The sequence below is a fragment of the Pseudomonas sp. GW823-FHT06B06 genome, assembly GCF_058795195.1.
In genome coordinates this window covers 40400-64165 of record NZ_JBXAHO010000003.1, presented here as the reverse complement: position 1 = coordinate 64165, position 23766 = coordinate 40400, and the positions used below count along the sequence as shown (strand labels likewise).

Here is a 23766-nt window from a genome sequence, read left to right as displayed (position 1 = left end):
TGCTAGAGCAAGAGGCCGACCTGCGTGCGCTTGGCCAACTTGCTCACCACCAGTTGATGAGAACGCTTCAGCAAGCCTTGCAATTCCTCGGCGCCGAGCGGGTAGGGCGTGGTCATGATAATCCATTGTGCCCGGGCCAGATAAGGCGCCGGGTGAATGCCGGGACGGTCGCAATGCCCCACAAACAGGTCCTTGTCGACCTTGAAAGCCAAGGACTCGCCGCGCAGGTTCTGCAAGGCGAACATCTTGCTGCCGGCAATCGAAAACACCCGCACGCCACCCCATTTGTAGTCTTCACGGGCACCCGGCAAAGCCAGGCAAAAAGCCGCTACGTCAGCCTCGCTCATGCGTCCTGCCTTCATATCAAGCGATCTCCACAGGCATTGAATGTTTCAATCAGATGGTCGAGCCAGGCGCGCACGGCCGGCATCACGCCGCGTCGATGAGGGTAGACCGCCTGCAACCAACCCCCGGGCAGCGACCACTCGGGCAGTAACTGTACCAGCGAGCCATTTGCCAGCTCCTGCTCGCAATACATCATCGGCAGCGTCGTAAAGCCCTGGCCAGCCAGTGTGCAGGTCTTGCGCACGATGAAGTCGTCGATGCCCAGCCGCGCTTCAAGGGCCAGGTCGTGTTTTTTGCCCTGGCGATCGACCAGGCCAATGTGCACCAGGCGATCGGGTTCGAGGGCGCCAAGTACCGGCAGGTTTTTCAGGTCGTCGGGATGATTGATCTCAAGCCCCTCGAGAAAGGCGGGGCTGGCGACCATCAGCATCTGCGCCTGGCGCAGGCGGCGAGTCACCAACAGCGGGTCTTCATCACCCGGTTCGCGCACGCGTAATGCAACGTCCACGCCTTCGGTCACCAGGTCGACGCGTCGATTGACCAGCATCACCTCCAGCTGCACTTGCGGATACTTCTCGAGGAAGTTGCTGATTACCCCCGGCAGCATTTCGTGAGCCAGGCCGACCGGGGAAGAGACTCGCAAGCGCCCACGGGGTTCGCTGGACATACTGGCCACGGCTTCGTCAGCCATTTCCGCTTCCAGTAGCATCGCCTGGCAGTGGCGCAGATAACGTTCGCCTACGGCAGTGAGTTTCAGTTGCCTTGTGGTGCGTTGCAGTAAACGTGCACCCAGGCGCTCTTCCAGCTCGGCGATGCGCCTGGACAATCGCGACTTGGGAATCCCCAGCAAACGTCCGGCGGCCGCGAAGCCGCCAGCCTCGACGACTTTGGCGAAGTAATAGAGATCATTAAGGTCTTGCATGGGCGTTTTCTCGATCGTTCTACCAGTGAGACAAACTATCGCATTGTTGCAGTCTAATCAGTTATTGGTTTGATCTGTAGGATTGTTTCCATCAGATCGCCCCTGACGGCGATCCTCACCTGGAGATCCCACATGAAACTGCTGCATATCGATTCGAGCATTCTTGGTGACAACTCGGCTTCCCGTCAGCTGAGCAGCGAAGTCGTCAAAGCCTGGCAAGCCGCCGAGCCGTCCGCCGTTGTGACCTACCGCGATCTGGCAGCCGACGCCATCAGCCATTTTTCCTCGACCACACTGGTTGCAGCGGGTACCACGGCTGAACTGCGCAACGCGGCCCAACAGCACGAAGCCGAACTGAGCGCGTCTACCCTGGCCGAGTTCCTCGCCGCGGATGCCGTGGTGATTGCAGCGCCGATGTATAACTTCACCATCCCGACCCAATTGAAGGCCTGGATCGACCGCATTGCCGTCGCCGGCCAGACATTCCGCTACACCGAAGCCGGCCCTGAAGGCCTGTGCGGTGGCAAGAAAGTGGTGGTCGTTTCGACTTCCGGTGGCCTGCACGCCGGCCAGGCAACCGGTGTTGCCCACGAAGACTACTTGAAGGTGCTGTTTGGTTTCATCGGCATTACCGACATCGAATTCGTCCGTGCCCACGGCCTGGCTTACGGTGACGAAGTGCGCGGTAAAGCGATGAGTGATGCCCAGGCACAAATCAGCGAGCAGCTGTTCGCCGCCGCATAAGGTTTGGATAAAGACCCCGCTGTCGCTGCAGGCAATCCCCAAAAAACTCTGTATTCTGTTCACGCAAGTGGCAGATGCGGAGTTTTTTGTTTCTCAGTATTGCTAATTGCGCTTGCAAAATTGTGGCCCGAGTCATGCAGTCGAGGCTTAACGTCTCCGTTCCGTAGCAAGGTGGGGCATCCCATGGTGCGTCTTTGTGCAGCTTTACTGATCTGTCTGCTCGTCAGCCTGAATTCAGTGCACGCCGCACCTGCGCCGCATCCTCACTGGAGCGTCGGTTTTCATGAAATGAGCTTTCTCGATCCGCTCGATCTGCAACCGATGCGGGCCATTGCGTTCTACCCTTCGAGCGCGAAGGAACACTCCAGCCGGCTTGAGGGCTACACCGTCGAAGCCGGCGAAGACACCAAAGTCGCCATGGGCCGGTTTCCAATGCTGATGCTGTCCCATGGCAACACCGGCACGCCATTGGCCCTGCATGACCTGGCCACGTCGCTGGCACGCAAGGGTTTTGTGGTGGTGGCTGTTATTCATCCCGGCGATAACTCCAAAGACCACAGCCGCCTCGGCACCTTGAGCAATTTGTACGGACGGCCGATCCAGATTTCCGAAGCCATCACCGCGACCCTGGGCGATCCCATGCTCGCGCCTTATGTCAATGCCGAGCAGGTTGGCGTCATTGGCTATTCCGCAGGCGGCGAGACGGCATTGATACTGTCGGGCGCGACTCCGGACCTGGATCGTCTGCGCCGCTACTGCCAGGAGCGCCCGGACGACCGTGATGCCTGCAATACCCAGGGTGAACTGATTGTCGACCGCGATGATTTGCAACCGGTAGCCGACCCGCGCGTCCATGCATTGCTGCTGATGGCGCCACTGAGCCTGAAGTTCGGTCGTCATACCCTGGCCGATGTGCATGTTCCGGTGCTGCTTTACAGCGGCGATGGCGACAAGCTGGTGTACCCCGACAAGAACGCCGCCGCCCTGGCGCGCAAACTGCCCGTCGCCCCCGATTTCAAGCTGCTGGCCGGGGCCGGGCACTTCGTATTCATGGCTCCGTGCAATGACGAGCAGATCGTTGTCACGCCAGCCTTGTGCACCGATGCCGACGGTGTCGATCGCGTCGATATTCACCGCAACCTGATCTCCGAGGCCGGGCGCTTTTTTTCTCGCACACTGGGCAGAGCGACGCGAGCAGGAATGCAGACCGCCGATCAATGAATGGCGAGCAGGCGCTTTTATAATTCGTTACTTGTTAGCCAGGGCTGTTTCCAGGGTTTGAACTCTGGCATTCAGTTCGCGAACGGATTCAATCAATGGTGCAACAAGTTTCTGATAGTCCACTTGCAGGTGATCACCTTCAGTGCGTACCAACTGCGGGTAAACCTTTTGAACATCTTGAGCGATCAAGCCGACGTCAGCCTGGTCGTTTTGTTTCCAGTTGAATGTTACACCACGGAGTTTGAGCAGGCTCTCTGTCGGGTTAGCCAGGGGCTGGACGTTTTTCTTTAGTTTTTCATCGCTGAATGGGCAGCATTCGCTACCAATGTCACCAAGGTCCCAGCATTTACCATTATGGCAAATTTGCTGGTTTGAGACTTCAGCCTCTGCGGTAGCGTGCATGGAAAATGCCAGTGCTGGGGCGAGTAGGGTAAGTGACAATATGCGCATTTTATTTCTTCCTGTTTCGATATGGATGTAAGTGCAGTTAATTAAATTCTCACGGAATTAGTAATTAAAACAACGATGGCACTTAGCATTAATCGATTCGGCATATTGCATGTTGATCGTACTTTAAATGTTATGGCTGTTTATCTCATGGTTTTTAAGTAAATGTATTTGCTGCCCGCCGTGAGAGCAAAAAAGTGAGGCAAAGTCCTATCACGGACAATAACGCCGCGCAAAAGAAAATCCACGCGTACCCCATGTTCAACGCCACCGCCCCCATCAACGGACCGGCAATCGCCAGCGCCAGATCGAAAAACACCGCATAAGCGCTCAGGCCGGCGCCGCGACTCGCGTTAGGCACCTGCTTGATTGCCTCGACGCCCAGTGCCGGATACACCAGCGACAAGCCGAACCCGGTCAGGCCGGCACCAATCAAGGCATAGCCAGTCGAAGGCGCCAGCCACAGCAGCGCCAGGCCGATGGTCTCGATGGTCATACAGGCGATGGCCGACGGGAAGCCGCCAAATCGGCTAATGCTGGAAATGAACAGCAACCGGGCCAGGATGAAACATACCCCGAATACCGTCAGGCAATACGCCGCACCGCTCCAGCCTCGATTGATGTAATAAAGGGTTATAAAGGTGGTGAGGGTGCCGTAGCCGATCGAAGCCAGGCTGAGGCTTGCGCCAAACGGTGCAATGCGCCCGAACACCGCCCAAAAGGGTAGGCGCTCACCGCGCACGACCGGCACCGACGGCTTGTTGCGAATCAGCAGCAGCGCCGCCAGGGCCAGCACCGACAGGGCGATACCCAGGCTGGCAAACCCCAGTTGACCGACCATCACCACCCCCAGCGGCGCCCCGATGGCAATCGCCCCGTAGGAGGCAATACCGTTCCAGGAGATCGAGCGCGCGGTGTGTTCGGCACCCACCTGTCCCATGCACCAACTGATGGTGCCGACCCCGATCAGCCCTTGGGCGATGCCCAGCAAAAGGCGTCCGGCGATCAGGACCAGCAAGCTGATTAAAGGAGCGCTTTGCAGCAACACCGACAACAAAGTCAGCCCGCCACTCAGGACAATTCCCAACAGGCCATAAACGATCGCGCGCTTGGTACCGACATTGTCCGACATGCGCCCGGCCATGGGCCGGCTGAGCAGGGTAGCCAGGTATTGCGAGCCAATGGTCAGCCCTGCGACGACGGCACTGAACCCGAGCTGTTCATGGACGTATCCTGGCAACACCGCAATGGGCAGGCCAATGCAGAGGAAGGCGACAAAGGTATAGAAAACGATGGAAACGATCTGCAGGGTGATCGCCATGGAGCTTTGCGGTGGCTGTTCTTGCGCAGTCATGAAGGGCTCGTTCGCGGGCGGCGGCAGGAGAACTGCATGATGGCTTGGGTGTGGAACTAAAGAAAGCAGGCTAAGTAATTTGGCTTGAAATTGGATGGTTCCCACGCGCTACGTGGGAATGTCTCAACGGACGCTCCGCGTTCGGCTCTGGATTGGGACGCGGAGCGTCCCGGGCTGCATTCCCACGCAGAGCGTGGGAACGATCCAACGATCCAGCGTCCATCGCGAGCATGCTCGCTCCTACAGGCTGCTCTTAGAACACCACGCCCTGGCTACGCAGGTAATCGTCATAGGTGCCGCTGAAGTCGGTCACGCCGTTAGGGCTCAACTCGATGATGCGGGTTGCCAGGGAGGACACGAACTCACGGTCGTGGCTGACGAAGATCAGCGTGCCCGGGTAGTTTTCCAGTGCCAGGTTCAGCGCCTCGATGGATTCCATGTCCAAGTGGTTGGTTGGTTCGTCCATCACCAGCACGTTCGGCTTTTGCAGGATCAGCTTGCCAAACAGCATGCGACCTTGCTCACCACCGGAGATGACCTTGACCGACTTGAGGATCTCGTCGTTGGAGAACAGCATCCGGCCCAGGGTGCCACGAATGATCTGCTCGCCCTGGGTCCACTGGCCCATCCAGTCGAACAGGCTGACATCGTCTTCGAAGTCGTGGGCGTGGTCCTGGGCGTAGTAGCCCAGCTCTGCGCTTTCGGTCCATTTCACGGAGCCGGCATCCGGGGTCAGTTCGCCCATCAAGGTACGCAGCAGGGTGGTCTTGCCGATGCCGTTCGGGCCGATGATCGCCACGCGCTCGCCAGCTTCGACGGTGAAGCTGAAGTTCTTGAACAGGGTCTTGCCATCGAAGCCCTTGGACATCTGCTCGATGGTCACGGCCTGGCGGTGCAGCTTCTTGGTCTGCTCGAACCGGATGAACGGGCTCACGCGGCTCGAGGGCTTGACCTCGGCCAGTTGGATCTTGTCGATCTGCTTGGCACGGGAAGTGGCCTGCTTGGCTTTCGAGGCGTTCGCCGAGAAGCGGCTGACGAAGGTTTGCAGTTCGGCAATCTGGGCTTTTTTCTTGGCGTTGTCCGACAGCAACTGCTCGCGGGACTGGGTCGCCGCGGTCATGTACTCGTCGTAGTTACCCGGGAACAGGCGCAGCTCACCGTAGTCCAGGTCGGCCATGTGGGTGCAGACGCTGTTGAGGAAGTGACGGTCGTGGGAAATGATGATCATGGTGCTGTTTCGCACCGTGAGGATGGATTCCAGCCAGCGAATGGTGTTGATGTCCAGGTGGTTGGTCGGTTCATCGAGCAACAGCACTTCCGGATCGGAGAACAGGGCCTGGGCCAGCAACACCCGAAGTTTCCACCCTGGAGCCACTTCGGACATCGGGCCGAAATGCTGTTCCAGCGGAATTCCCAGGCCCAGCAGCAGTTCACCAGCACGGGATTCGGCGGTGTAGCCGTCCATTTCGGCGAATTCGGTTTCCAGCTCGGCCACGGCCATGCCGTCTTCTTCGCTCATTTCCGGCAGCGAGTAGATGCGATCGCGCTCGGCCTTGACCTTCCACAGCTCTTCGTGACCCATGATCACGGTGTCGATCACGGTGAATTCTTCGTAGGCGAACTGGTCCTGGCGCAATTTACCCAGGCGCACGTTCGGCTCCAGCATGACCTGGCCGCCGGACGGCTCGAGGTCACCGCCCAGGATCTTCATGAACGTCGACTTGCCGCAACCATTGGCCCCGATCAGGCCATAGCGGTTGCCGCCGTTGAATTTGACCGAAACGTTTTCGAACAACGGCTTGGCGCCGAACTGCATCGTGATGTTAGCTGTAGAAATCAAAGGTTTTTCCTGCGAAGCATTCAGAGTAGCTAGGGTTGCGGCAGTACCGATTCAGTACCCGTTCACGCTGTTCGACCACGGGACGTACATCCCGGTCAGCAGCGCAAGATCCATCTGGCAATAAGTGGACAGCAGCATTGGGAGCGCTTGGCCCGAGTCGAAGTGCGCTGAGGCCGGGATTTCCCGTCATCAACCAAGGGGGGCGCGTAAAGTTTGGCGGCGATTGTACTGGTCTGGCCATATAAACGATAGGGCAATAAGGCCGCACCGACGCATTGACGGTATCAACGGACAGATTTTCACATCTCAAGGCTAACAATTGGTTACGGGCGATGGCTAAAATGCCATCTTTCACTGATGCCAAACGTTGGCGTCGGCTCAAGGACGGGCCACCGGGCCGTTGTCTGGTTTTCAGGCACTACTCAGGCTCCGCAGGCCATTGGTTGCCAGGGAGCGCAGTTTGCTCACCTCTGACGTGTGACGATTTTCGTGAAACTCATCATTGCCGTTGTCTACGTTATATCCATCGCGTATGTCCATCTGCGTGGCCGTGTACGCCACAAACTGGGCCGCCAACTGAGCGACCACTCGACGTTCCTGGCGCCGATCAATTGCTTGCTTTATCTGTTCTCGAAGATCCCCAACAGGCCGTTTCTCAACCCGGCGGATTTTCCCGACCTCGCGCCACTGCAGACGCATTGGGAGGAGATTCGCGCCGAAGGCCAGAACCTGCTGAAGGCGGGGGAGATCAAACGCTCCAATGATTACGATGACGTCGGCTTCAACTCCTTCTTCAAGACCGGCTGGAAGCGCTTCTACCTCAAGTGGTACGGCGATAGCCACCCATCGGCCATGAAGCTTTGCCCGCGCACCACCGAACTGGTACAAAGCATCGGCTCGATCAAGGCGGCGATGTTCGCCGAGTTGCCGCCGGGTTCGAAACTGGTTCGCCATCGTGATCCGTATGCCGGTTCCTACCGCTATCACCTGGGCCTCGAGACACCTAACGATTCGGGCTGCTACATCAACGTCGACGGCGAAAACTATCATTGGCGCGACGGTGAAGCGGTGATGTTCGACGAGACGTTCATTCATTACGCAAACAACACCACCGAGCAGAACCGCATCATTCTGTTTTGCGATGTGGAGCGCCCGATGAAGTACCGCTGGGTGGCCGCATTCAACCGCTGGTTCAGCCGCAATGTGATGGCGGCTGCCGGTGCGCCGAATGAGGCGGGCGACAAGACCGGAGGTATCAACCGCCTGTTCGGCAAGATTTACAAGATCCGCTTGAATGGCAAAGCCTTGAAAAAGCGTAATCGCAAGCTTTATTACCTGCAGAAGTGGGCGTTCTTTGGTGGGTTGCTGGCGATTTTTGTCTTGGTTTGATTTGTTCGTTTGTCAAAACTGACGTCATCGCCGGCGAGCTCGCTCCCACAGGTTTTGTGGCCACCGCCTATCTTTGTAGGAGCTGGCTTGCCAGCGATGAGGCCGGAACGTTCAACCCCTCACTTGCTGACTTTCTTCCGCGCCGCCGGTTTTGTTGGCGACTTCGCCTTGGCCGCCTCTTTGCTCCCGCCCTTGCCCCCCAGGCTACGCTTGAGCAACTCAGTCAAGTCAATGACATCCGCGGTCTTGCGCTCCTCCTCGCCAGTGGCTGTTTCAACATCCTCGATTTTGCCTTCATGGGCTTTCTTGTCCACCAGGGCCATGATCTTGTCTTCGAATTCGTCCCGGTAATCCTCCGGCGACCATTCGACGCTCATGTCCTCTACCAGGCGCTTGGCCATGTCGAGTTCGCCCTTGGCCAACTCGGCCTTGGTCACATCCGGTCCTAATGCCAACTCGTCCAGACTGCGCACTTCCGCCGGCCAGCGCAGCTTCACGAGGACCATGGCCGATTCCAGCGGCATCAAGGCCGCGAGGTATTGGCGGGTATGCAGCACCACGCGGGCCAGCGCGACTTTATTAGTTTTGGTCAAGGTTTCACGCAACAGGGCATAGACCTTGCCGCCGCGTTTATCCGGTGCCAGGTAGTAGGGCGTGTCGATGTTCTGCAGCGGGATTTGCTTGCTGTCGACAAAGGCAAAGATATCGATAGTCTGGGTCGAGAGTGGATGCGCCGAGCGAATCTCCTCCTCGCTGAGCACCACATATCGACCTTTTTCGTATTGCACGCCTTTGACGATGTGCTCTTTGGTGACTTCCTTGCCGGTGACTTTATTGACGCGTTTGTAGCCCACCGGGTCCATGCTGCGACTGTCGAGCCAGTCGAAATCCACCCCGTGGGAGGACGTCGCCGAGACCAGCGCCACAGGGATATGCACCAGCCCGAAACTGATCGCGCCTTTCCAGATTGCCCGTGCCATGGTCGTCTTTCCGAAAGTGATGTTCAGGTGACCTTGGGCCTCGTGCAAAAGTTTCAGCGGCCTGCAGGGCCGGGTGGGGCTGTGCGTCCACGTCGTGTTACATCTTGCCGGGAAGTTTGGGTTAACAAATCCCGATCCCAGGCGTAGCGTGCTATGGAAGACTCTACTCACGCATCCATCGCGAGGCTCGCCAATGAACCGATACGTACCTGGCCTTATCGTGCTGGCATTGAGCGGCGTACTCGGTCACATGGCTCAGGCCGACATCGCTTCGCCCGGCGCACCGATGCAGTTGGCGCAAAACCTGCCGGGCAGCACCCACAACAATCCCTACAACAGTCCGATCCGCCGGGCCAACCCAAACAGCATGCAAGGCACCCAGCCCAGTGCCCCGGCCATCCGTGGGCCGAACACCGTACCCGTGCCACGACCGCCCACCCTTGACAACGGCGGCATCGGCAATCGCTACCCCCAGGATCGCTCGGCCCCCAGCAGTGCCCCGAAGTTCATCCCCAATCCACCGCCCCGTAGCCCTTGAAGGACAGGGCTGGCGTCCTGTTGGCCCATCCCATGACAAAAGGAATCGTGCATGTTGCGTAGTAGCCTCCTGAGCACTTTTTTTGCCAGCACCTTGTTAGCCGCCAGCGCGCCTGTTCTGGCAGCAACCACCCAGGACATGCAAAGCGAGCAGGGCACCCTTGAGGTGACGCTGATCGCCTCGGGACTTGTACACCCCTGGGCGCTGGCTTTTCTGCCGGACCGGCAGGGCATGCTGGTCACCGAGCGACCGGGCAACCTGCGTGTGGTGACGGCCGACGGCAAGTTGTCAGCACCGCTCAACGGCGTGCCCAAGGTCTGGGCCAAGGGGCAGGGCGGCTTGCTGGATGTGGCGCTGTCGCCTGACTTCAGGCAAGACCGGATGATTTACCTGTCCTATGCCGAAGGCGGCGGCCAAGGTGGCAAGGCGGGTACTGCGGTTGGCCGCGCACGGTTGTCCGAAGACCTGACGACCCTGAAGGATTTCCGGGTAATTTTCCGTCAGGAGCCCAAGCTCTCGGTGGGCAACCATTTTGGCTCGCGGCTGGTTTTCGACCGGGACGGCTTCCTGTTCATTACGCTGGGGGAAAACAACGACCGGCCCACCGCCCAGGACCTCGACAAGTTGCAGGGCAAGGTCGTAAGGATCTATCCCGACGGCCAGGTGCCTGGAGACAACCCCTTTGTCGGACAGGCCGACGTGCGCCCGGAAATATGGGCCTACGGCGTTCGTAACCCACAAGGCGCGGCGCTCAATCCTTGGACCGGCACGCTCTGGGAAAACGAACACGGTCCCCTGGGCGGTGATGAGGTCAATATCATCGAGCGCGGCAAGAATTACGGTTGGCCGCTGGCCACCCACGGCATCAATTACTCGGGCCAGCCGATCCCGGAAGCCAAAGGTAAAACCGCCGAAGGTACTCTTGGGCCACATCATGTCTGGGAAAAGTCCCCCGGGCTGAGCGGCTTGGCATTCTACGACGGCGACCGCTTCAAGGACTGGCAGCACAACGCGTTCATTGGCGCGCTGGTGCCCCGGGAATTGATTCGCCTGCAGTTCGACGGCGACAAGGTGATTCACGAAGAACGCTTGCTGGGCGAACTCGACAAGCGCATCCGCGATGTGCGACAGGGGCCGGATGGGTATTTGTATGTGCTGACCGATGAAGAGGACGGAGCGTTGTACAAGATAGGGTTGAAATAACGCTTACCCGATCGTTCTCACGTTTGGGAGCGATCGGGTAGACCGGGCTCAAAATGGCAGTTATTCCTCGACAGCCTTCTCAACCTTGCTCGAGGCCGACCAGACCCGGTAGCGAACCTCGATGTCCTTGGGCACATAGAGCACGATCGGCAGTTTGCTGTTGTAGCGCAGCATGAAACCGTCACCGACCACCGGCACGAAATCCTGCTGGCGCTTGCCATCCGGGCAGGCCATCAGCGTGCTCATCGGGCCGATGACTTTTTCCAGGCGGTAGAACGGATACCCCCAACCTTCGAGGTTCTTCTCGTCGAGTATGCCACCCAGGCGTTGGCGATTGCAGTCGACTTCCAGGGTCTTGCCAGCAAGGATCTGGACCTGGAAGTCGTCTTCACGGGTTTGCGGGGCGAGGTGGATGACCTGACGGCTGAAACCCTTTTCAGGTTTCGGAAAGGGCGCAACATCTTCGAGCTTTGCCCCATGGGCGATGCTCGACAGCGTGACGGCGATCAGCCCGATGGTGTTGATGATGGTCGATGAACCCATGATGCCTCCTTGCGTATGTGTAGGTGAGCCGATTCTTGATCGGCCGGGCGCCATTCTCGACGCCGGCAGCGGCCAATGCAAATCCCTTGCCTGAACATGCAATTTGCAGGGCCTTCATCAACCTTTTTTGCAATTTGCATGACCGTAATCACGAGTCCTTACAATAACCCCTTGATTTACCGATGAGCTGCACAGCGAGATTCAAGGCATGTTTTATGCTGTAGCTGTTCTCAAGCTGACCGGGATTCCATATGAGTCAGTGTCGATGATTAATTGGCAGTCTCACAACGGAGAAGGTCGCCATGTTTCTTTCTGCCTTGGAACTTCGCAACATCATTGAAAGCAGTTTTCTACCGAGACGCTGTCAATGCACGCTGTCGCCGGACATGTCCATGACTGTAAAAGTGTATGCCGATGGGGAGACCGATCAGCTCGATCTGGTAAAAACCGGAATCGATGCCCATCAACTCAATGGCTGTCGGGAAATCAACGAGCTGATAGCTGTCCTGCGTACCGATCTTCAAAAGCATTACACAGAACCCGGGCATAACCAGGGGCTGCGTAAAGCGTTTTAAGCCGGCATTTCATGCTCTACCGATTCGCGCCGGGGCGGGAAAACCCCAGATCCGGCGCGTCTGTTTTTAACTGCGAGCAACTATTTTGGTCCTTTCCCTTCAGTTTTGATAACTGCAGGCGTCAGACAGTTTTCGGTAGGCGATTTCTGCAGGTTGACCCGACTGTGAGTCGATGTATTTCATCGTCGCTGTGATCACTTCGCAATCCAGGGTGGTGGGTTCGTTCAGCGCAATCACTTTGCCCACGTGCAACGGCATGCCGTAGTGGTAGGAAGGCACGTTTTGTGCGGACGTAGTGTCGTTGGCCTGTGCAATGCCGGTCGATGAAGCACAGACAAGGGCGATTGAAACGAGCAGGGCGCGCGAGTTCATGAGGCAATCTCCAGTGCAGTCGCAAGTTAGCTCGACGTGTCGTCGAACCTGCCGCACTGGGCGTCAGAGGGCTCTGAGGGCGTGCGGTCCAGTAGAGTGTTGGACTGCGCGATTAAGCATTGGTTAACTTCGCTGAACGCCACCTGTCGTACTGCCACTACCGTTCGGCGGCATTTTTCCATCAAACCGGATCACTATTGAGACTAAAGTCGTCTGCAGCGAGAAAAAGCCTTCTGCCATCATTGCAGCTCACCCCCCGCGTGTTTACTTCAGCCCGATCCTCTACTGGTCCGGGCGAAGGCTATTTCTGGCTGATTGCGCCCTGGCGCAATCGCTGCATTGTTGGAGCTTTTTTTAATGCGTCCCCCTTTTACGTTCATCCGCGCTCGCCAGTCATTCGGCTTCGGCGCCCTGGCCCTGTGCGCCGGTTTTACCGGGCCGGTTCAAGCGAGCGGTTTTATCGATGACACCACAGCGAAAATCGAATCACGTACGGTGTATTTCAACCGCGATTTTCGTGACGGGCACACCTCAAACGAGCAGGGCGCGTCCAAGCGCGAAGAGTCAGCCCAGGGTTTCATTCTGAATCTGCAATCGGGGTACACCGAGGGCACGCTCGGGTTCGGTGTCGATGCATTGGGCATGGCGGGATTCAAGCTCGATTCCAGCCCAGACAGCAGCAACAGCGGCTTGCTGCCGTCCAGCGGCAGCAACCCACGCGGTTCGGCGGACGAATACACCAAGCTGGGCCTGACCGCCAAGGTGCGCGTCTCGCAAAGCGTGTTGAAGTACGGCGCGCTGCTGCCGGATGTGCCGCTGCTCAAGTACAACGACGGTCGCTTGCTGCCAACCATGTTCAACGGTGCGATGCTCACGTCCAGGGAAGTGCAGAATCTGAGCTTCATGGCCGCGCGCCTGGACAAGTATACCGCCCGGGACTCCACGGATTCCCAGGACATCCGCCTGCACTGCAAGAACAAGCGTTATGCCTGCAACATCACGGCCGACCATTTCGACATGTACGGCTTCGATTACCGGATCAACGAGCGGCTGACAGCCCAGTATCACTACGCTGAACTGGAAGACATCTACCGTCAGCACTTCCTCGGCCTGCTGGCCAGTCAACCCCTGGGTGGCGGTGTGCTCAAGGCCGATTTGCGCTTGCTCAAGAGTGCCGACAGCGGCGCCGCCCGCGCCGGTTCCATTGACAACCGCGCGCTGAGCACGATGCTCGCTTATGCCAACGGCGGCCATACGTTCAGCGCGGGCTGGCAGCGCATGAATGGCGACAACTCGATGCCGTACCTCGATGGTAGCAATCCGTATCTGGTCAACTACGTGCAGGTCAACGACTTCGCCGCAGCGCAGGAACGATCGTGGCAGCTGCGATACGATTACGATTTCAAGGCCATCGGCATCAACGGCCTGACCTTCCTGACCCGCTATGTGAACGGTGACCACATCAAGGTGCCCGGCAGCGATCAGGAAGGCAAAGAGTGGGAGCGTGACAGCGAGCTCAAGTATGTGGTGCAGGGCGGGACGTTCAAGGATGTCAGCCTGCGGTTGCGCAATGCGACCTACCGCACCAACTACGAGCAATATGCCCGGGATGTGGACGAGACGCGGCTGATCGTCAGCTACAACTTTTCGATCCTGTAGCGCCTGATCGTTCCCACGCGCCGCAAAGGAATGCAGCCCGGGACGCTCTGCATCCCGAAAGGCCGAACGCGGAGCGTCCGTTGAGGCATTCCTTTGCTGCGCGTGGGAACGATCAATCCAACTGATGCCGATACGGCAAATCCGGCCCGGTCCTGCTGCACGTTAGCGCCGCCGCCTGCACCGCAAACCTCGCCATCTCATCGATCTGCTGGCGACTCAATTGGCGAACGCCTACGACCGAATCCAGCCCTTGTTCGGTCAGCCAGGTAATCAACGCCGCCTGGAAGGTATCGCCAGCGCCCACGGTGTCGGCGATGGTCACCGTGCAGGCCGGCACCGACCACGAACCATGGCTTCGACTGAATACGCTCGCACCTTCGCCGCCACGGGTCAGGAATACCAGTTGACAGCGGTGTTGCAGCCAGCCCTCTATAACCTGCGCCGGGTCCTGCCCGGGGTACAGCAAACCCAGGTCCTCATCGCTGACCTTGATCAGGTCGGCATGCTCGACGAGGGTCGCAATCCGCGAACGCCACAGCTCGATGTTTGGCTGCGGATTAAGACGCACGTTCGGATCAAGGCTTATCAAGCGCTTGCCGCTTTCCCGGCGCACCAGCTCCAGCAGCGTGTCAGCAATCGGCTGCACCACCAGGGAAAACGAACCGATGTGCAGGCCGCGCACTTGCGACCCCAACGCCGGCAGATGCTCGGGTTTGAGTTGTCGATCCGCGCAGCCTTCGCCGCGAAAGCTGTAGTGGGGCGAGCCATTGGCCCCGAGCGCCACCATTGCCAGGGTGGTCGGTGCAGCAAAATCCACCAGGTAGTCCGTGCGTACGCCTTCTTCCTCCAACACCTGGAGCAAGCGCCGGCCAAGGTAGTCGGTGGACAACCCGGCCAATAACGCAGCCTCCACGCCCAAGCGGCGCAAACCCACCGCGACATTGAACGGCGAGCCACCGGCGATGGCCTTGAAATTCACTTTTGAAGCCAGGCCGCTGGCGTCGTTTTCACTGAAGAAATCGAACAGCGCTTCGCCACACACCAGATACATAGTTGTTCGCTCTTTATAGGGTTGCGACATGTTGTCGATAGCGTTCATAGGCCAACTGCGAGGCCGCCACGTTTTGCGCGATCGGCATGCACACGCCTTCGGCGCCGATGGGGGCCTGGGCAACGAGCGCATTGAAACGCTCGATATCCAGATCGAACAGTGCTCGAATCGACTCCGTGGCGTTGGTCAGGTTCATGGTGCAAAGCAATGGCAACCAACGGCCGGCAACGCGGCCTGCAGACGCCCGCTGGGGTCGATGTCGCGCAGCAGCTGCAAATCCCATTGGCGAGTACGCACGTTGAAGTAACCCGTGCCCGAGGCATCGCCAGACTCACTGCAACGACGACCGGTGGAAATGCCAGCGCACCAAAGGGCAGGGGAAGCCGTGCTGGCGATAGATGATGGACAACCCGTTATGGTCGTCCATCAATTCGTAGGAAGGGTCGGTGACACGGGGCGTTCGGCTCATGTCGGAGCGTCTTCTTTATGGCGGTTCTTGGCTTCAATCCATTGCGCCATGTATTGCGTGCTCTTGTGTTGATGATGACGCAGCATGCTGCCGGTGAAGTTGTCTCTCCTGATCGAAGCCAGGTGTTGGCGGCAGTGCTCGAGCCGTGCAATCAGCGCCGGCCCATGAATGCGTGGCTGATAACGGCTCGCCAGCAATTCCAGGCCTTGGGCCTGGGCCTTGAGCCATTGCGTCTTGTCCTGGTAGAGCTGCACGGCACTATCGGCAAAGGACCTGGCAGTGCGGGTGATCGCCCCCGGCCATGGCTCAGCTGCGTGCATGCCCTCCGCGCCGATGGGCGTGGTGACATTCGGTGTGCCACAGAGCATTGCGTCGACAATCTTGCCTTTGATCCCCGCGCCAAAGCGCAACGGTGCCATGCACACCCGTGCCGCCGACATCACCTGCAAGGCGTCCTCAGCCCAGTTCATCACATGAAAGCCCTGCGCCGCGTTATGCAGCGCGGTCGCCTTGGGCGGTGTGTAGGCGCCGTAGATGTGCAGTTGAGCGGCGGGTAATTGCTGGCGAATCATCGGCCAGATAGTGGTCTTGAGCCAGAGCACCGCATCCCAGTTGGGGGCATGGCGAAAATTGCCGATGTGAATAAAGTGCGCCCGGTCCTCGAACGGCACCGGCGCATGGGTGGGCAGGTCCACCATCAGCGGGCACCCATGCAACAGGCTGCGCGGCAGCTTGAAGTGTTCGACCAGCAACTCGATCTCGACTTCGGAGATCATCAGGCTCAAGTCGCAACGATAAATCGCTGCGATCTCCCGCTGGGCCAGATCGGTCTCGGCCATGAGCTCAAATTCCTCACGCAGTGCCGGCGCGAAGAGCTCGCTGAAATCATTGCCGTCTTCGCTTGCCTTCAAGCGGTTCTTGAGTCGTTGCTGGCGCGCATCGCGAAGGCTTTGCAGGTCGGAGGTCTCGAGAACCCGCAGTGCTTCGGGGCAGTGTTTCTCGACGCGCCAGCCAAACTGTTCCTCCATCATGAAACGATCGAACAAGACGATGTCCGGGGCCAGTTCGCTGATGAAGGTGTCGAAACTGCTATTGTTCAGCTCGATCGGTATTTCACGGATACCCAGCGCCGTCAGGTCGGCCCGATGTTCGCCGCTGCCGGCCGGGCTGCTGAATGTGACGTGCCAGCCTTGCTGCAGGAAGCTTTCGAGGATTTGCATCATATGCCCGCCAGCCGCCGAAGAGCGGGGCTCGGGCCAGACGTAACCAATAACCAGGACTTTGGTTGCGTGGGACTGACTCATGAACCGGAATTCCTTGAAACGAGCATGGCGCTGGAGAGGTAAAGGAGGCCGGCGATAAAGCGGCGCCCGAAGTCAGGCATTATCGAGGATACCCTTGACCTTGTCCCGCAACTGATCGATGGAAAACGGTTTGCCTATGAGATGCATGCCTTCGGGTACATCGATGTTCTCGGCATAACCGCTGGCGAACAGGATGGGCAGTCCAGGGCGCAGCAACCGGGCCTGGGTGGCCAGTTCTCGGCCGTCCATGACGGGTAAGCCCACGTCAGTCATCATCAGGTTGATGTGCTGGTTCTCATTCTCGAGAATCGCCAGCGCCTGCTCGCTGCTATCGGCCTCAAGGACCTTGTACTCCAGCTCCTCCAGCACGTCGACGATCAACATGCGCACGATGGCATCGTCTTCGACGACCAGGAGGGTGGGGGTATTGGCGGTCATGATGGGGTTCTCGGAAAGGGTGGATGGCTTTTTCGGCCGACCAGAATCGCCGGCTCTCTTGCATGAGTAAGTGAGGGGTCGCGACAAGTTCCCGATAGGCTATAAAAAGAAGGGTCGGCCCGCATTAGGGCAAAGGATAACCGCTGCGTTGGCGCAACAGCAGTTGAAAGTGCATTTTGCGGCCAATCCCGCGAGAAAATTCGATCAGTGCGTCAGTTTTGGGGCAAACTCCTTGGTTTTCACCCGTTCAACAAGGCTTAACTATGACCACTGAGTCTTCGGTTGATCAGCAGCGATTCCGCAAGCTCCTTAGCCGCAACATCAGTCTGCCGCTGGGCGTCGGCGCCATCAGTGCGGTTTTTTTCGTTTCGCTGATCACTTATCTGCTGTCGACGATCCAGTGGGTCGAGCACACCGACCGGGTGATCAATAACGCCAATGAGGCGGTCAAGCTGACGGTCGACCTGGAAACCGGCATGCGCGGCTACCTGCTCACCAGCGACGATAAATTCCTCGAACCCTATGAAACGGCCAAGCCACGCATCGAGGTGGTGCTCAACACCTTGCTCGAACTGACCGCGGACAACCCGGTCCAGACCGACCGCTTGCACAGGCTGGAGTCGTTGCAGAAGGAGTGGGCAGGTTACGCGCAATCGATGATCGATCTGCAGCGAAGCAATGGTGACTACCGTGGGGCGGTCAAGACCGGCAAAGGCAAGCGCCTGACCGATGAAATCCGCAAGCAGTACGAAGACGTGATCGACATGGAGCAGCAGTTGCGCGCCACGCGTAACGAGGAAGTGCGCCGTACCACGATCTGGAGCATCACCCTTTATCTGTTATTCATTGCCGGCATCAGCGGGTTGCTGGCCTACATCGGCCGTCGCGATCTGCTCAATCTGTCGCAAAGCTACGCAGCGACCCTGGCGGCGCAACAGGCCAGTGCCCAGCGGCTGGAGCAACAGGCCTGGCTGCGCAATGGCCAGACCCAACTGGCCGAACAAGTGCTGGGGCAACTGTCGCTCAACCTGTTGGGGCGCAACATCCTGCAGTTCTGCGCGCAGTACCTGGGCAGTGCCGTGGCGGCCATTTATGTGCGAGAAGAACACGGCGGCCTGCGCCGCGTGGCGTCCTATGGGTTTTCCCGAGAGCAGGAGGCGCGTGAGCAGCAAATCTACAGTGACGAAGGCATTGTCGGCCAGGTGGCGCAACAGGCCCACCTGATTCGCCTGGACGATGTGCCCAGCGACTACTTCAAGGTCAGTTCCGGGCTGGGCGAAGGTTTACCGCGCAGCGTGCTGGTGGTCCCGACCAGCGACGACGAGCGGGTCAACGGCGTCATTGAGCTGGGCTTCCTGCGCCCGTTGACCGACCGTGACATCGATTTGCTGGAGCTCATTGCCGGTAACATCGGCACCTCCATCGAGGCGGCGCGTTATCGCCAGCGTTTGCAGGAAGTGCTGGCTGAAACCCAGCAACTCAACGAAGAGTTGCAGGTTCAGCAGGAAGAGCTCAAGACCGCCAATGAAGAGCTGGAAGAGCAGTCGCGGATTCTCAAGGAATCCCAGGCGCATCTGGAAACCCAGCAGGTCGAGCTCGAACAGACCAACGAACAACTTGCCGAACAGGCGCAGGTGTTGGCCGAGCAACGTGACGCCATGGACCTCAAGAATACCGAGCTCAACCAGGCCCAGGCCCAGCTCGAAGAGCGCGCCGAAGAACTGCAGCGTTCGAGCAAATACAAGTCCGAATTCCTCGCCAACATGTCCCACGAGTTGCGCACGCCGTTGAACAGCTCGCTGATCCTGGCCAAGTTGCTGGCGGAAAACCCGCAGGAAAACCTGAGTGCCGAGCAGGTCAAGTTCGCCGAGTCGATCTATTCGGCGGGCAACGACTTGCTCAACCTGATCAACGATATTCTCGATATCTCCAAGGTCGAAGCCGGCAAACTGGAGATACGCCCGGAAAACACCAGCGTTGCGCGCTTGGTGGACGGCTTGCGCGGGATGTTCCAGCCGCTGGCTGCGCACAAGCAACTGGATTTCCAGGTCGAGTTGCAGGACGGTGCGCCAACCATGATGTACACCGACCGCCAGCGCGTGGAGCAGATCATCAAGAATCTGCTCTCCAATGCCGTCAAGTTCACCGAGAAAGGTCGGGTATCCCTGACCGTGAGCGCGGCGTCGAACCAAGGCATTGCCTTTGTCGTCAGCGATTCGGGGATCGGTATTGCCGCCGATCAACAGGAAAGCATTTTCGAGGCCTTTCGCCAGGCCGATGGCACTACCAATCGTCGTTATGGCGGGACCGGCCTGGGCCTGTCGATTTCCCGTGACCTGGCCGCGCTGCTCGGCGGCTCGATCAATGTCTCCAGCACGCCGGGGCAGGGCAGCCAGTTCAGCCTGATCCTGCCGCAGCAATACGTGGAACCTGGCGACGAGCCCGTTGAGCGGATGCATGCCATGCCAACACACGCTCCAACCCCGGTTGCGCCCATTGCGGTTGCGCCGGCGGTGGTCCAGGAGATCGCGCGGTTCGCCGATGACCGCCTCAAGGCACCCTTCACCGTGCGTTGTATCCTGGTGGTGGAGGACGAGCCGAATTTTGCGCACATCCTTTATGACCTCGCCCATGAACTGGGTTACCAGTGCCTGGTGGCCCATGGCGCCGACGAGGGCTACGACCTGGCCAGGCAATACATTCCGGACGCCATCCTGCTGGACATGCGCCTGCCGGATCATTCCGGGCTGACGGTGCTGCAACGCCTGAAGGAACACGCAGAGACCCGGCATATTCCCGTGCATGTGATTTCGGTCGAAGACCGGGTCGAAGCGGCGATGCACATGGGAGCCATCGGTTATGCGGTCAAGCCGACCACCCGCGAAGAGCTCAAGGACGTGTTCGCGCGCCTGGAGGCCAAGCTGACCCAGAAGGTCAAGCGTGTGTTGCTGGTCGAGGACGACGACTTGCAGCGCGATAGCATTTCCCGGCTGATCGGCGACGATGACATCGAAATCACCGCCGTCGGCCTGGCGCAGGATGCCCTGGCACTGCTGCGGAACACCGTGTTCGATTGCATGATCATCGACCTCAAGCTGCCGGACATGCTCGGCAACGACCTGCTCAAGCGCATGTCCAGCGAGAACATCTGCTCGTTCCCGCCGGTGATTGTCTATACCGGGCGCAACCTGACCCGGGACGAAGAGGCTGAGCTGCGCCGGTATTCGCGCTCGATCATCATCAAGGGCGCGCGCTCTCCCGAGCGCCTGCTGGACGAAGTGACACTTTTTCTGCACAAAGTCGAATCACGGTTGTCCCATGACCGGCAGAAGATGCTCAAGACCGCCCGCAGCCGTGACAAGGTGTTCGAGGGGCGCAAGGTGTTGCTGGTGGACGACGATGTGCGCAACATTTTCGCCCTCACCAGTGCGTTGGAGCAAAAGGGCGCCGTCGTGGTCATCGGCCGCAACGGGCGTGAAGCGATTGAGCGATTGAATGAATTCGAAGACATCGACCTGGTGCTCATGGACGTGATGATGCCGGAAATGGATGGTTTCGCCGCCACCACCTTGATTCGCAAGGAGGCGCGCTGGCGCAAACTGCCGATCATCGCGGTGACGGCCAAGGCCATGAAAGACGATCAGGAGCGCTGCCTGCAGGCCGGCGCCAACGATTACCTGGCCAAGCCCATCGACCTCGATCGCCTGTTCTCGCTGATTCGTGTGTGGTTACCGAAGATGGAACGCATTTAAGTGCAGAGCAATCATTCAGGGGAGCGCAGCAGCGAAATCGAATTGCGCTTGTTGATCGAGGCGATCTACCTCAAGTACAGCTACGATTTTCGCGATTACTCCGGCGCCTCGATCAAGCGCCGGGTGACGCACGCCTTGAGCCAGTTCGAGTGCAATACCATTTCGGCATTGCAGGAAAAGGTCCTGCACGACCCGACGGCGTTCATGCAGTTGCTGCAACTGCTGACGATTCCGGTCAGTGAAATGTTTCGCGACCCTTCGCACTTCCTGGCCATCCGCCGCGAAGTGGTGCCGTTGCTCAAGACCTACCCTTCGCTGAAGATCTGGATCGCCGGGTGCAGCACCGGTGAAGAAGTCTATTCGATGGCCATCCTGTTGCGCGAAGAGGGCCTGCTCGAGCGCACGATCATCTATGCCACTGACATCAATCCGCGTTCGCTGGACAAAGCCAAGCAAGGGATTTTCTCCATGGAGAATGTCCGCGCCTACACTTCCAACTACCAGCAGGCCGGCGGCAAGTGCTCCTTCGCCGACTATTACACGGCGGCGTATGGGTTCGCGATTTTCGACAAGTCGCTGTGCGAAAACGTGACCTTCGCCGATCATAGCCTGGCGACGGACAGCGTATTTTCAGAAACTCAATTAATTTCATGTCGTAATGTATTGATTTACTTCAATAAAAAACTACAGGATCGCGCTTTCGGTTTGTTTCATGAGTCGCTTTGCCACCGCGGTTTCCTCGCTCTGGGCAGCAAGGAAACGCCAGATTTTTCAGCTTTCGGCAACCAGTTCGAGCCGTTGGTCAAACAAGAACGGATCTATCGCAAATCATGAACAGCGCAACGGGCTTACCTTCAATAGAAGCGATTGTGATCGGCGCCTCGGCTGGCGGAGTTGAGGCGCTGCTCAGTATCCTGGGTCCGCTGCGACAAGGTTTCGCATTGCCGATCATCGTGGTCCTGCACCTGCCGGGCGAGCGCCGTAGTCACCTGGTGGAAGTCTTCGCCAGGCGTGTCTCGCTGCCGGTCGTGGAGGCCACGGACAAGACCCCGGTTGAAGCCGGTACCCTGTATTTCGCCACGCCCGGGTATCACTTGTCGGTGGAGCGGGACCGCAGCTTTTCCCTGAGCCTGGAAGACCGTGTGCATTATTCGCGGCCGGCCATCGACTTCCTGTTCGAATCGGCTGCCGATGCCTACGGTGCGAAGCTGGCCGCGGTATTGCTGACCGGCGCCAACCAGGATGGCGCCAAGGGTATGTCCCAGGTCAAGCAGCATGGCGGGCTGACCATCGTCCAGGACCCGGGCGAGGCCCAGGTTGCGACCATGCCCCAGGCGGCGCTGAATATCCTGCAGCCCGATCACATACTCCCCATACGCGGCATCGGCCGTTTGCTTGTCGAGCTGGAACGAATCGCATGCTAAGTAATATCCAGGCCAAACTGCTGATCGTCGACGATCTGCCAGAAAACCTATTGGCACTCGAAGCGCTGATCAAGCGTGAAGATCGCATCGTCTACAAGGCTTTGTCGGCCGACGAAGCCTTGTCGCTGTTGCTGCAACACGAATTCGCCATTGCCATCCTCGACGTGCAGATGCCCGGCATGAATGGCTTCGAGCTGGCCGAGTTGATGCGTGGCACGGAAAAGACCAGGAACATCCCGATCGTGTTCGTCAGTGCCGCCGGTCGCGAGCTGAACTACGCGTTCAAGGGCTACGAAAGCGGCGCCGTCGATTTCCTGCACAAGCCCCTGGATATCCAGGCGGTCAAGAGCAAGGTCAATGTCTTCGTCGACCTCTACCGCCAGAGCAAGGCCATGAAACAACAGGTCGAAGCGCTGGAACAGAGCCGTCGGGAGCAGGAAGCGTTGCTCATGCAGTTGCGCAGTACCCAGCTTGAGCTGGAGCAGGCGGTGCGCATGCGCGATGACTTCATGTCCATCGTTGCCCATGAAGTGCGCACGCCGCTCAATGGACTGATTCTAGAAACCCAGTTGCGCAAGATGCACCTGGCCCGGGACAACGCTGCTGCCTTCACCCTGGACAAGATGCACGCCATGGTCGATCGCGATGAACGGCAGATCAAAAGCCTGATCCGGCTGATCGAAGACATGCTCGATGTGTCACGTATTCGTACCGGCAAGTTGTCGATTCGCCCGACACACTTTGATCTGGCGGCGCTGGTTCGCGGTTTGTTGCACAATTTTGCCCCGCAGATCGAGGCCGCCGAAACGTCGGTCAGCCTGGACGCCGAGCAATCGGTGATGGGCGATTGGGATGAGTTTCGTATTGAGCAGGTGATTTCCAACCTGCTGACCAACGCCCTGCGTTATGGCGCCAAGAGCCCGATCAACATGAAGGTGTACAGTGAGAACGGTGAAGCACGGGTGGAAGTCCGTGATTTTGGAATCGGCATCAGCGAGGAGAACCAGCAACGGATTTTCCAGCAATTCGAGCGCGTCTCGGCCAATCATGTCGCCACCGGGCTGGGCTTGGGGTTGTTTATTTCCGAACAGATAGTTGCCGCCCATGGCGGTACCATTATCGTCGAAAGCCGGATTGGCGAAGGCGCCCTGTTTCGCGTTTGTCTGCCGCTGTAGGAAAACCGCGCGATAAACGCA

22 protein-coding genes and 2 pseudogenes are annotated in these 23766 nt (G+C 58.6%); 11 read left to right on the top strand and 13 right to left on the bottom strand.

Features of this window, described 5'->3' with window-relative positions; translation table 11 throughout:
* Window positions 1–2: 2 nt before the first annotated feature.
* On the bottom strand, window positions 3–362 hold the full coding sequence (locus tag AC1Q8Q_RS03290; protein ID WP_033043492.1) for an MmcQ/YjbR family DNA-binding protein: 360 nt from the start codon (window positions 360–362) through the stop codon (window positions 3–5).
* Complete coding sequence (locus tag AC1Q8Q_RS03285) at window positions 359–1267, bottom strand: LysR substrate-binding domain-containing protein (RefSeq protein ID WP_033043493.1); 909 nt, start codon at window positions 1265–1267, stop codon at window positions 359–361. The genes AC1Q8Q_RS03290 and AC1Q8Q_RS03285 overlap by 4 nt, the downstream gene beginning before the upstream one ends.
* Window positions 1268–1399: 132 nt before the next feature.
* Here AC1Q8Q_RS03285 and AC1Q8Q_RS03280 point away from each other — a divergent pair, with 132 nt between their 5' ends.
* Window positions 1400–2011 carry an FMN-dependent NADH-azoreductase gene (locus AC1Q8Q_RS03280; RefSeq protein ID WP_020797141.1) on the top strand — a complete coding sequence of 204 codons (612 nt, stop codon included), beginning with the start codon at window positions 1400–1402 and terminating at the stop codon, window positions 2009–2011.
* A 183-nt stretch (window positions 2012–2194) separates the two neighbouring features.
* Complete coding sequence (locus tag AC1Q8Q_RS03275) at window positions 2195–3232, top strand: alpha/beta hydrolase family protein (protein ID WP_492614824.1); 1038 nt, start codon at window positions 2195–2197, stop codon at window positions 3230–3232.
* A 27-nt stretch (window positions 3233–3259) separates the two neighbouring features.
* On the opposite strand, the gene AC1Q8Q_RS03270 is transcribed toward AC1Q8Q_RS03275, so the two are convergent.
* The 3 genes from AC1Q8Q_RS03270 to AC1Q8Q_RS03260 form a co-directional block, all read right to left on the bottom strand.
* Entirely contained in the window at window positions 3260–3682 is a 423-nt protein-coding gene (locus AC1Q8Q_RS03270; protein WP_168758213.1) for a tail fiber domain-containing protein, read from the bottom strand.
* A gap of 154 nt (window positions 3683–3836) precedes the next feature.
* A complete protein-coding gene (locus tag AC1Q8Q_RS03265) occupies window positions 3837–5033 on the bottom strand; it encodes an MFS transporter (protein ID WP_168758212.1) in 1197 nt (398 codons plus the stop codon).
* A 253-nt stretch (window positions 5034–5286) separates the two neighbouring features.
* Window positions 5287–6873 (bottom strand): ABC-F family ATPase, encoded by a 1587-nt coding sequence (locus tag AC1Q8Q_RS03260; protein ID WP_033044478.1) that lies wholly within the window; start codon window positions 6871–6873, stop codon window positions 5287–5289.
* 489 nt (window positions 6874–7362) lie between these two features.
* On the opposite strand from AC1Q8Q_RS03260, the gene lpxO reads away from it, so the two are divergent.
* A complete protein-coding gene (gene lpxO / locus AC1Q8Q_RS03255) occupies window positions 7363–8262 on the top strand; it encodes a lipid A hydroxylase LpxO (protein ID WP_492614823.1) in 900 nt (299 codons plus the stop codon).
* Window positions 8263–8381: 119 nt separating this feature from the next.
* Here lpxO and ku read toward each other — a convergent pair whose 3' ends face one another.
* Complete coding sequence (gene ku / locus AC1Q8Q_RS03250; protein ID WP_492614822.1) at window positions 8382–9242, bottom strand: non-homologous end joining protein Ku; 861 nt, start codon at window positions 9240–9242, stop codon at window positions 8382–8384.
* A gap of 193 nt (window positions 9243–9435) precedes the next feature.
* Between ku and AC1Q8Q_RS03245 the strand changes: the two genes are divergently transcribed.
* Together AC1Q8Q_RS03245 and AC1Q8Q_RS03240 are read left to right on the top strand one after the other, a co-directional pair.
* Entirely contained in the window at window positions 9436–9780 is a 345-nt protein-coding gene (locus AC1Q8Q_RS03245; protein WP_168758209.1) for a hypothetical protein, read from the top strand.
* Between the two features lie 51 nt (window positions 9781–9831).
* A complete protein-coding gene (locus tag AC1Q8Q_RS03240; RefSeq protein ID WP_492614821.1) occupies window positions 9832–10983 on the top strand; it encodes a PQQ-dependent sugar dehydrogenase in 1152 nt (383 codons plus the stop codon).
* Between the two features lie 60 nt (window positions 10984–11043).
* On the opposite strand, the gene eco is transcribed toward AC1Q8Q_RS03240, so the two are convergent.
* Window positions 11044–11526 (bottom strand): serine protease inhibitor ecotin, encoded by a 483-nt coding sequence (eco, locus tag AC1Q8Q_RS03235; protein ID WP_492614820.1) that lies wholly within the window; start codon window positions 11524–11526, stop codon window positions 11044–11046.
* Window positions 11527–11828: 302 nt separating this feature from the next.
* Here eco and AC1Q8Q_RS03230 point away from each other — a divergent pair, with 302 nt between their 5' ends.
* Window positions 11829–12101 carry a DUF1652 domain-containing protein gene (locus AC1Q8Q_RS03230; protein WP_020797131.1) on the top strand — a complete coding sequence of 91 codons (273 nt, stop codon included), beginning with the start codon at window positions 11829–11831 and terminating at the stop codon, window positions 12099–12101.
* A gap of 99 nt (window positions 12102–12200) precedes the next feature.
* Here AC1Q8Q_RS03230 and AC1Q8Q_RS03225 read toward each other — a convergent pair whose 3' ends face one another.
* Window positions 12201–12473 carry a DUF2790 domain-containing protein gene (locus AC1Q8Q_RS03225; protein ID WP_168758205.1) on the bottom strand — a complete coding sequence of 91 codons (273 nt, stop codon included), beginning with the start codon at window positions 12471–12473 and terminating at the stop codon, window positions 12201–12203.
* A gap of 357 nt (window positions 12474–12830) precedes the next feature.
* On the opposite strand from AC1Q8Q_RS03225, the gene AC1Q8Q_RS03220 reads away from it, so the two are divergent.
* Window positions 12831–14132 carry an OprD family porin gene (locus tag AC1Q8Q_RS03220; RefSeq protein WP_492614819.1) on the top strand — a complete coding sequence of 434 codons (1302 nt, stop codon included), beginning with the start codon at window positions 12831–12833 and terminating at the stop codon, window positions 14130–14132.
* A gap of 112 nt (window positions 14133–14244) precedes the next feature.
* Here AC1Q8Q_RS03220 and AC1Q8Q_RS03215 read toward each other — a convergent pair whose 3' ends face one another.
* The 5 genes and pseudogenes from AC1Q8Q_RS03215 to AC1Q8Q_RS03195 form a co-directional block, all read right to left on the bottom strand.
* Window positions 14245–15183: a carbohydrate kinase family protein gene (locus tag AC1Q8Q_RS03215; RefSeq protein WP_168758203.1), complete on the bottom strand. Its 939-nt coding sequence runs from the start codon at window positions 15181–15183 to the stop codon at window positions 14245–14247.
* An 85-nt stretch (window positions 15184–15268) separates the two neighbouring features.
* A pseudogene (locus AC1Q8Q_RS03210) lies at window positions 15269–15534 on the bottom strand (hypothetical protein); the annotation flags it as partial.
* Window positions 15530–15652 (bottom strand): annotated as a pseudogene (locus AC1Q8Q_RS03205) (AraC family transcriptional regulator); the annotation flags it as partial. The pseudogenes AC1Q8Q_RS03210 and AC1Q8Q_RS03205, both read right to left, overlap by 5 nt.
* Entirely contained in the window at window positions 15649–16956 is a 1308-nt protein-coding gene (locus AC1Q8Q_RS03200; RefSeq protein WP_020797125.1) for a glycosyltransferase, read from the bottom strand. The gene AC1Q8Q_RS03200 and the pseudogene AC1Q8Q_RS03205, both read right to left, overlap by 4 nt.
* A 72-nt stretch (window positions 16957–17028) precedes the next feature.
* Window positions 17029–17394: a response regulator gene (locus AC1Q8Q_RS03195; RefSeq protein ID WP_020797124.1), complete on the bottom strand. Its 366-nt coding sequence runs from the start codon at window positions 17392–17394 to the stop codon at window positions 17029–17031.
* A gap of 263 nt (window positions 17395–17657) precedes the next feature.
* Between AC1Q8Q_RS03195 and AC1Q8Q_RS03190 the strand changes: the two genes are divergently transcribed.
* The 4 genes from AC1Q8Q_RS03190 to AC1Q8Q_RS03175 are packed head-to-tail and all read left to right on the top strand — an operon-like array spanning window position 17658 to window position 23745.
* Entirely contained in the window at window positions 17658–21146 is a 3489-nt protein-coding gene (locus AC1Q8Q_RS03190) for a response regulator (RefSeq protein ID WP_168758201.1), read from the top strand.
* Window positions 21147–21980 carry a CheR family methyltransferase gene (locus AC1Q8Q_RS03185; protein WP_020797121.1) on the top strand — a complete coding sequence of 278 codons (834 nt, stop codon included), beginning with the start codon at window positions 21147–21149 and terminating at the stop codon, window positions 21978–21980.
* On the top strand, window positions 21977–22570 hold the full coding sequence (locus AC1Q8Q_RS03180; protein ID WP_168758200.1) for a chemotaxis protein CheB: 594 nt from the start codon (window positions 21977–21979) through the stop codon (window positions 22568–22570). Before AC1Q8Q_RS03185 ends, AC1Q8Q_RS03180 begins: the two co-directional genes overlap by 4 nt.
* Window positions 22564–23745 (top strand): hybrid sensor histidine kinase/response regulator, encoded by a 1182-nt coding sequence (locus AC1Q8Q_RS03175; RefSeq protein WP_492614818.1) that lies wholly within the window; start codon window positions 22564–22566, stop codon window positions 23743–23745. The genes AC1Q8Q_RS03180 and AC1Q8Q_RS03175 overlap by 7 nt, the downstream gene beginning before the upstream one ends.
* Window positions 23746–23766: the final 21 nt, after the last annotated feature.